6 protein-coding genes and 1 tRNA gene are annotated in these 8,989 nt (G+C 59.5%); all 7 read left to right on the plus strand.

The features are described 5' to 3' along the window. Window positions 1–3,018, plus strand: a 3,018-nt coding sequence (rpoC, locus tag ACIQ39_RS17045) for a DNA-directed RNA polymerase subunit beta' (RefSeq protein ID WP_396435792.1), incomplete at its 5' end; no start/stop codon positions are given. Window positions 3,019–3,120: 102 nt separating this feature from the next. After that, entirely contained in the window at window positions 3,121–3,666 is a 546-nt protein-coding gene (locus tag ACIQ39_RS17050) for a hypothetical protein (RefSeq protein ID WP_396435793.1), read from the plus strand. After that, complete coding sequence (rsmB, locus tag ACIQ39_RS17055) at window positions 3,663–5,051, plus strand: 16S rRNA (cytosine(967)-C(5))-methyltransferase RsmB (RefSeq protein ID WP_396435794.1); 1,389 nt, start codon at window positions 3,663–3,665, stop codon at window positions 5,049–5,051. The genes ACIQ39_RS17050 and rsmB overlap by 4 nt, the downstream gene beginning before the upstream one ends. After that, on the plus strand, window positions 5,008–5,646 hold the full coding sequence (locus ACIQ39_RS17060; protein WP_396435795.1) for a DUF4390 domain-containing protein: 639 nt from the start codon (window positions 5,008–5,010) through the stop codon (window positions 5,644–5,646). The genes rsmB and ACIQ39_RS17060 overlap by 44 nt, the downstream gene beginning before the upstream one ends. Window position 5,647: 1 nt before the next feature. After that, entirely contained in the window at window positions 5,648–7,984 is a 2,337-nt protein-coding gene (locus ACIQ39_RS17065; protein WP_396435796.1) for an ATP-binding protein, read from the plus strand. Window positions 7,985–8,003: 19 nt separating this feature from the next. Then, on the plus strand, window positions 8,004–8,666 hold the full coding sequence (locus ACIQ39_RS17070) for a response regulator (RefSeq protein WP_396435797.1): 663 nt from the start codon (window positions 8,004–8,006) through the stop codon (window positions 8,664–8,666). A gap of 89 nt (window positions 8,667–8,755) precedes the next feature. Then, window positions 8,756–8,831 (plus strand) — tRNA-Phe (locus tag ACIQ39_RS17075). Window positions 8,832–8,989 lie beyond the last annotated feature (158 nt).

Genomic DNA, 8,989 nt, shown 5'->3' on the forward strand with positions numbered 1-8,989 from the left:
GAAGCCGGCACACCGGTGGTGTGGGACATCTTGGAAGAGGTCATCAAAGAGCACCCCGTGATGCTCAACCGTGCGCCTACGCTGCACCGCTTGGGCATTCAGGCCTTTGAGCCCCTGTTGATCGAGGGCAAAGCCATCCAGTTGCACCCGCTGGTTTGCGCGGCCTTCAACGCCGACTTTGACGGCGACCAGATGGCCGTGCACGTGCCCTTGTCGGTGGAAGCCCAGATGGAAGCCCGCACCTTGATGCTGGCCTCCAACAACATCTTGTTTCCCGCATCTGGCGAACCCTCCATCGTGCCGTCGCAAGACGTGGTGCTGGGCTTGTATTACGCCACCCGTGACCGCATCAACGCCAAAGGCGAGGGCCTGATCTTTGCCGACATCGGTGAAGTGCAGCGCGCCTTGGACGCGGACGCCGTCGAGTTGCCCGCCAAGATCAACGTGCGCATGACCGAGTGGACCAAAGACAAAGTGAGCGGTGAATTCACCGAGTCCGTGTCGATGGTGGAAACCACCGTGGGCCGTGCTTTGTTGTCCGAAATCTTGCCCAAAGGCTTGCCTTTCAGCAACCTGAACAAGGCCTTGAAGAAGAAAGAAATCTCCAAGCTGATCAACACGTCTTTCCGCAAGTGCGGACTGAAAGAGACGGTGGTGTTCGCCGATAAATTGTTGCAAAACGGTTTCCGTCTGGCCACACGCGCTGGCATCTCGATTGGCATTGACGACATGTTGGTGCCGCCCGAAAAGCCGGCCATCATCGAAGCGGCTGAGAAAGAAGTCAAAGACATCGAGCAGCAATATGTTTCAGGCCTGGTGACTTCTGGCGAGCGCTACAACAAAGTGGTGGACATCTGGGGCAAGGCCGGTGACGTTGTCTCTAAGGTGATGATGGACCAGTTGCGCAAAGAAAAAACCATCGATCGCCACGGCAACGAAGTTGAGCAAGAATCCTTCAACTCGATTTACATGATGGCCGACTCCGGTGCGCGCGGCTCTGCAGCGCAGATTCGCCAGTTGGCCGGTATGCGTGGCCTGATGGCCAAGCCTGACGGCTCCATCATCGAGACGCCCATCACGGCCAACTTCCGTGAAGGCCTGAATGTGTTGCAGTACTTCATCTCGACACACGGTGCCCGTAAGGGCTTGGCCGATACGGCACTGAAGACCGCCAACTCGGGTTACCTGACCCGCCGCTTGTGCGATGTGGTGCAAGACTTGGTGGTCACCGAACAAGACTGCGGCACGCACAACGGCTCCGTCATGCGCGCCATCGTCGAGGGCGGCGAGGTGATCGAATCCTTGCGCGACCGCGCCTTGGGCCGCACCTTGGTCGAAGACGTGCTGCATCCCGAAACACGTGCCGTCATGGCCAAGACCGGCGTGATGTTGGACGAAGACATGTTGGACGAGTTGGAGCTGGTCGGCGTGGACGAAGTCAAGGTCCGCACCGCTCTGACCTGCGAAACCCGCTTTGGTTTGTGCGCCAGTTGCTACGGCCGCGATTTGGGCCGGGGTGGTTTGATCAACACCGGCGAAGCGGTGGGCATCATTGCCGCGCAGTCGATCGGTGAGCCCGGCACACAGCTGACCATGCGCACCTTCCACATCGGTGGTGCAGCCTCGCGTGCCGCAGTGGCCTCCAGCGTGGAAGCCAAGTCCAACGGCACGATTGGCTTCAATGCCACCATGCGTTACGTGACCAACACCAAAGGCGAGTTGGTGGTGATTTCCCGTTCCGGCGAGATCGTCATCTCTGACGCGGGCCGCGAGCGCGAGCGCCACAAAGTGCCTTATGGCGCAATCTTGGCCATCAAGCCCGACCAAGTCATCAAGGCCGGTGTGATCTTGGCCAATTGGGACCCCTTGACACGCCCCATCATCACCGAATTCGCGGGCCAAGTGCGCTTCGAAAACGTCGAAGAGGGCCTGACTGTGGCCAAGCAAATGGACGAAGTCACGGGCCTGTCCACCTTGGTGGTCATCGACCCCAAACGCCGTGGTGCAGCCAAGGTCATTCGCCCGCAGGTCAAGTTGATCGACGCGGCGGGCAAAGAGGTCAAAATCCCCGGCACCGACCACTCGGTGACGATTGGCTTTCAGATCGGCTCGCTGATCCAGGTGCGCGACGGCATGGACGTGGGCCCAGGCGAGGTGCTGGCGCGTATCCCGGTTGAAGGTCAAAAGACACGAGACATCACTGGCGGTTTGCCCCGTGTGGCCGAGCTGTTCGAAGCCCGCACCCCCAAAGACAAGGGCATGCTGGCCGAGATGACCGGTACCGTGTCCTTCGGCAAAGAGACCAAGGGCAAAGTGCGCTTGCAGATCACCGACCCTGAGGGCACAGTTTGGGATGAACTGATCCCCAAGGAAAAGAACATCTTGGTGCACGAAGGCCAAGTGGTGAACAAGGGCGAGAGCATTGTGGACGGCCCGGCCGACCCGCAAGACATCTTGCGTTTGTTGGGCATGGAAGAGCTGGCCCGCTACATCGTGGACGAAGTCCAGGACGTGTACCGCTTGCAAGGCGTGAAGATCAACGACAAGCACATTGAAGTGATTGTTCGCCAGATGCTGCGCCGCGTGGTGGTTGAGAACATCGGTGAGTCCACCTACATCTCTGGCGAGCAGGTCGAGCGTTCCGAAATCCTCAACACCAACGAGGCTTTGCAGCGCGACGGCAAGATCCCCGCGACCTTCAGCAACTTGTTGCTGGGCATCACCAAGGCGTCTTTGTCGACCGACTCGTTCATCTCGGCCGCTTCCTTCCAGGAAACGACCCGTGTGCTGACCGAGGCGGCCATCATGGGCAAGCGCGACGAATTGCGCGGCTTGAAGGAAAACGTCATTGTGGGTCGCTTGATCCCGGCCGGTACCGGCTTGGCTTACCACAAAGCCCGTGCCGTGAAAGACGCGATGGACGACGCCGAGCGCAAAGCCATTGCCGATGCCGAGGCGGCAGATTTGGCCGGTGACACGGCCGAGGACGCCGTGACCGACGCCGGCGAAGCCGCTTGAGACGTGCTGTCACCGCTTGAGCGGTGACCGCCACCAGCCCCTGTACCGCCTTGTGGACAGGGGCTGTTTTTTTCGGTTCGATGTGGGTCTGAGGAATGCGACATGGGTGGATTGGTGGTCGGTGTGGCGATGGCCATGTGCTTGTTTTGGGCGGTGGGTGCGCACAACCGCTTGGTGCGGCTGCGTGCGGACATCGTTCGCCAGTGGGCAAGTGTCGATGCGGTTTGGTTGCGCCTGTTGGTGCGGCTGCAAGGCGGTTTGGCCGCACGTCAAAGTTGTGTCGGTGAAGCAGGTGCACAAGAGTTGCAGGCTGTGCAAAACGTCAGCGACCAGATGCTGGAGGTCTTGATGCTCGCCAGAATTCAGCCGCTCGATGCCGAGGTGCAAAAACAAGTGCTTGTGCAGCACCTCAAATTGGTGGCCGAAATCCGTGCATCGCAGCAAGCGGCGCATGCTGCTGTGCGCCCTGATCTGGACATCGCGCTGAACCGGATACGCCAAACATTGCCTGCCACCATGATCCCCTACCACGTGGCTGTGGTTGCGTACAACGAGGCACTGGCCATGCGCCCCGCGTCTTGGTTGGCCAAGCGCTTGAATTTCAAACCCGTCACGCGCATGGACTTGAGCTTGGCAAACACGCCATGACGGCCTCGCAAGCCCCACCGGAAATGGCTGGCAAAGCAAGAAGCCTTGAGCGGGTGCCTGTCACAGCGGCGCCAGCAGCGCCTTTGTGGCAGACCCTGCAGGCCACGGCCAAAGTGGTGCAGGCGGTGCGGGCAGGCCGCTCGCTGACCAGCGAGCTAGAAGATGTGGCCGCCCCATTGCGCCCTGCTGTGCAAGCCTTGAGTTTTCAAGTCATGCGCCAGCTCGGACGGGCGATGGCCTTGCGCGAACTGTTGGTCAAAAAACCCCCGCCACCCGCTGCAGACGCCCTGCTGTGCACGGCCTTGGGCTTGGCTTGGCAAGACGACGTGGCACCCTACCCGGTGCACACCTTGGTCAACCAAGCGGTCGAAGCGGCACGCCAACAACGACAGACTCAGGCGCAAAGCGGATTCATCAACGCCTGCTTGCGGCGTTTCTTGCGCGAGCGCGACGCCTTGGTGGCGCAAACCGACCACAAGCTGCAAGCCCTCTGGAACCACCCACAATGGTGGATCGATCGCTTGCAAGCCGAGTACCCCCAAGACTGGCAACAGCTGCTGGCGGCGGCGCAAAAGCCAGCCCCCATGACCCTGCGTGTGGACCGAAAACACCACACAGTGGCGGCCTATCAGGCGCAACTTCAAAGCTTGGGCATGGGCGCAACAGCGGTAGGCGCCTTTGGCCTTCAGTTGCACAAACCGGTGCCGGTGCAGCGCCTGCCAGGTTTTGCCCAAGGCCATGTGTCCGTGCAAGACGCTGCGGCTCAACTGGCCGCACCCCTTTTGTTGCAAGGCCGCGATGCACAGCAGCCTTGGCGCATCTTGGACGCTTGCGCTGCGCCGGGCGGCAAAACCGGGCATTTGCTGGCCTGTTACCCGCAGGCCCAAGTGTTGGCCTTGGATGTAGATGCCCGGCGTTGCGAGCGCATCGGCCAAAACTTGCAGCGTTTGGGTGTGCAGGCCCAAATCAAAGCCGCTGATGCCGCGCATCCGGCGCTTTGGTGGGATGCTCAAGCGTTCGATGCGATCTTGCTGGACGCGCCCTGCACCGCCTCTGGCATTGTGCGCAGACACCCCGATGTGCGCTGGTTGCGCCGCCCCACAGACAGCGCGCAATTGGGGCGCATTCAAGCGCAACTGCTGGCTGCCTTGTGGCCCTTGTTGGCCGAAGGGGGGCGCTTGCTGTACTGCACCTGCTCGGTTTTCAAGTCCGAAGGGGACATGGCGGTGCAAGCGTTTCTTCAGCGCAACAGCGATGCGGCATTGCTGCCCTCACCGGGCCATTTGATACCCGGTCAGATACCCAAGGGCGTTCCAGTCGAGGACAATGCGTTGGGTGAACATGACGGCTTTTATTACGCGTTGCTGGAAAAAACTCGGCTTTGAGCTTGGGCGCTCCTTCGCCCGGCTGTTGAGCGTGGCCGTCTTGGGCCTGAACTGTGCTTGGGCCCAAACCTCGTCGGTGGATTTGATTGAGTTGACCCCCAGCTACCAAAACGAGGCCTTGCTGCTCAACACGCAGTTGAACTTGACTTTGGGCCCAGCCGTTGAGGATGCTTTGGTCAAGGGTTTGGCGGTGCATTTTGTGGTCGACGCCGAAGTGTTGCAGGACCGTTGGTACTGGACCGACAAAAAAGTGGGGGCCGCATCGCGCTACTACCGATTGGCCTTCCAGCCACTGACGCGCCGTTGGCGGCTCAATGTGTCGAGCGAGCCCATCTCCAGCACCGGATTGGCGAGCAGCATTTCACAAAGCTTTGACACTTTGGCGGAAGCCCTGAATGTGGTGCGTCGCCAAACGGCCTGGAAAATTGCCGACTTGCGAAAACTGGACCTCCGTTCGAGCCAGCAAATCCGGTACCGTTTCAAGCTGGATGTGTCGCAGCTGCCCAGACCGTTTCAAATTGCAGCCGGGAATCAAGCCGACTGGAACTTGCAAGTGCGCCAAACCATCAGCCTCAACCTGCTCGAGGGGCGTTGACATGTTGTGGCGCAAGTCCAGCAGTGACAAACTCAAGGAGTTGCCCTCCAAAGCCAGCCGATGGCTGATGCTGGTGGGCGTGCTGAGCATGGCGGCCATCGGCATTGGCTTGTTGGTGCTGATGACCCAAGCCACCGGAAACCGGGCACGCTACAACGCCAACTACGAATGGCTGGTGATCATCAATGCGGTCGTGGCCAGCGGCTTGTTGATCACCATTTTGTGGGGCATGGTGCGCTTGTTGCTGAGTTTGCGCCGAGGCCAGTTTGGCTCACGCCTGTTGGTCAAGTTGGCGGGCATTTTTGCTTTGGTGGGCGTGATACCGGGTTTGATGATTTACGTGGTCTCATACCAATTCGTCTCGCGCTCGATTGAAAGCTGGTTTGATGTGAGGGTAGAAGCCGCGTTGGTGGCGGGTTTGAACCTGGGCCGCACCACATTGGACACCTTGAGCGAAGACCTCGCCAAGCAAACCCAAGCGGCAGCGGCCAATTATGCGCAAAGCAGTGAAATCAACCCCGGCTTGGCAGCTGAAAAAATCAAAAACCAACTGGGCGCGACCGATGTGGCCATCTGGACCCAAGGCGGTCAAATGGTGGCCACCTCAGGGGCATCGCGCTTTCAACTCAGATCAGAGCAGCCCAGCGCGCAGCAACTGCGCCAAACACGGCAAACGGGCCGCTTGGTCTGGATTGAAGGACTCGAAGAACCCATGCCCGGCGCTGACAAAAGCCGAATCAAAGTTTTGGTGCTGTTTCCGCAGTGGAGTTTGGCCTTGAACGAAGAGCGCCGCGTGCTGCAAGTGATCCAAGACCTGCCGTCTGCCCTGGTGAACAACGCCCTAGAGGTTCAAAAGGCTTACAGTGATTACCAAGAGCGGGCACTGGCCCGCGAAGGGCTGCGGCGCATGTACATAGGCACGCTCACTTTGAGTCTATTTTTGGCGGTTTTGGGGGCCATCTTGCTGGCTGTTTTGTTGGGCCAGCAATTGGCTAGACCCTTGCTCTTGCTGGCCCATGGCATGCGCCAAGTGGCCGCCGGTGACCTTCGCCCCAAGCTGGCCTTGCAGGGCAAAGACGAACTGGGCGGCTTGACCCGATCTTTTGCCGACATGACGCAACAACTCGCCGATGCCCGTGCCAGTGTCGAGCGCAGCTTGAGCCAGTTGGACCAAGCCAGAGGCAAGCTGCAAACCATCTTGGACAACCTCACCGCCGGCGTCATGGTGTTGGATGCACAAGGCACGATCCAATCAGCCAACCCGGGCGCCACGCGCATTTTGAAAGTCGCCGTGTCGGCGCACCTCGGCATGGGCTTGCAAAACTTGCCGGGCCTACAAAACTTTGCGCAAGAGGTGCAAGCGCACTTCATGGCGCTTGAGCACTCGGGGACCGAAACGCACGAACTCGACTACTGGCAAAAATCATTTGACATCCACGCCGCCGGACAAGGTTTGAGCCAAACGGGCGTGACCTTGTTGGCAAGGGGCGCGGTGTTGCCCGACGGCATGCGCTTGCTGGTGTTCGATGACATCTCAGACATTGTTTCAGCCGAGCGCGCCCAGGCTTGGGGCGAAGTGGCTCGCAGGCTGGCGCATGAAATCAAAAACCCTTTGACGCCCATACAGCTGTCGGCCGAGCGCCTACAGCGCCGCCTGCTGGGCAAACTTGAACCGCAAGACGAGGCCGTGCTCGACAAGTCGGTCAGAACCATTGTTGAACAAGTCGATGCCATGAAGCGCTTGGTCAACGAATTTCGCGATTACGCGCGCCTGCCTTCGGCCGAACTCATGCCCCTGCAACTCAATGACCTGATCAACGATGTCATGGCCTTGTATGCCAGTGAACCCCAGGACCGGGAGCACCGGGCCCCCGTGATCACCGATCTGGACGCCCAGTGTCCGGCCATCTTGGGCGACGCGCAGCAGCTCAGGCAAGTCATTCACAACTTGTTGCAAAACGCACAAGACGCATGCGATGCACGCGGCAAGGACCACGCCCATGCCTGCGTGAAAGTGCGCACAGAGTGGCGCGCGGCACGCCAACGGGTTCGCTTGGTGGTGACCGACACCGGCCCCGGTTTTGCGCCGCATATTTTGCAACGGGCTTTCGAGCCCTATGTGACCACCAAATCCAAAGGCACGGGACTGGGCTTGGCCGTGGTCAAAAAAATTGCCGACGAACATGGTGCAAGAATCGACATGGGCAACATGCAAGAAAATGGCGACATCACTGGGGCGCAAGTCTCGTTATCATTCGCCGTGGCGCAACCGCCGCAGCAGCCGCAATGGGTGCAGTTGCCGCAATCGGCCCAGGGACCACTGCAGCCCCGTTCATGAACAGAGATACAACAGGCATATGGCAAATATTTTGGTGGTAGACGACGAGCTGGGCATCCGCGACCTGCTCTCAGAAATCCTCTTCGACGAGGGGCACCAGGTAGAGCTTGCCGAGAACGCCGCGCAAGCACGCGAGGCCCGTCTGCACATGCGCCCCGACTTGGTGCTGCTGGACATTTGGATGCCCGACACCGATGGCGTGAGTTTGCTCAAGGAGTGGGCGTCATCGGGCCTGCTGAACATGCCTGTGATCATGATGAGCGGGCACGCCACCATCGACACGGCAGTGGAAGCGGTCAAGATTGGCGCGCAAGCCTTTCTGGAAAAACCCATCACCTTGCAAAAACTGCTCAAAGCGATAGACCAAGGGCTGGCCCGCGACCAAGTGCAGCAAGCCATCGTGGCCGCAGCGACACCGGCACCCTCCAGCGTCTTGTCCATGGCCCATGCTGTGGTGGTCAGTGACACACAAACCCCGCTCGTGGCGCAAAGTTTTGAACTCGATCGCCCCTTGCGCGAAGCGCGTGATGCCTTTGAAAAAGCCTACTTTGAATTCCATCTGACCCACGAGGGTGGATCGATGACACGTGTGGCTGAAAAAACAGGTTTGGAACGCACCCACCTCTACCGCAAACTCAAACAATTGGGGGTAGACATGAGCCGCAGCAAACGCAAAGCTTGAGCTGAGCGGCAGCGCGAGACCCAAACAGCGGGCAAGCAGCAGGGAAAACTGCCCAGACACCTATTTTGCTCTGCTACAATAACCGGCTTGGCCCGGTAGCTCAGTTGGTAGAGCAGCGGATTGAAAATCCGCGTGTCACTGGTTCGATTCCAGTCCAGGCCACCAGATACACCCCACAGTTTTGTAAGAGGCTGTGGGGTTTTTCTTGTGCGCCCAGCATGGGCGCACTCCTACGGGTGCAAGTCCCGTCGCAAGTTGATCACGACGAGCGAAGTGAAGCGCAACTGCATGAGGGTGACCGAGTGTGGGAAGGAAGCGTGGAA

Source organism: Limnohabitans sp., assembly GCF_044361645.1.
Lineage (GTDB): Bacteria > Pseudomonadota > Gammaproteobacteria > Burkholderiales > Burkholderiaceae_C > Limnohabitans_A.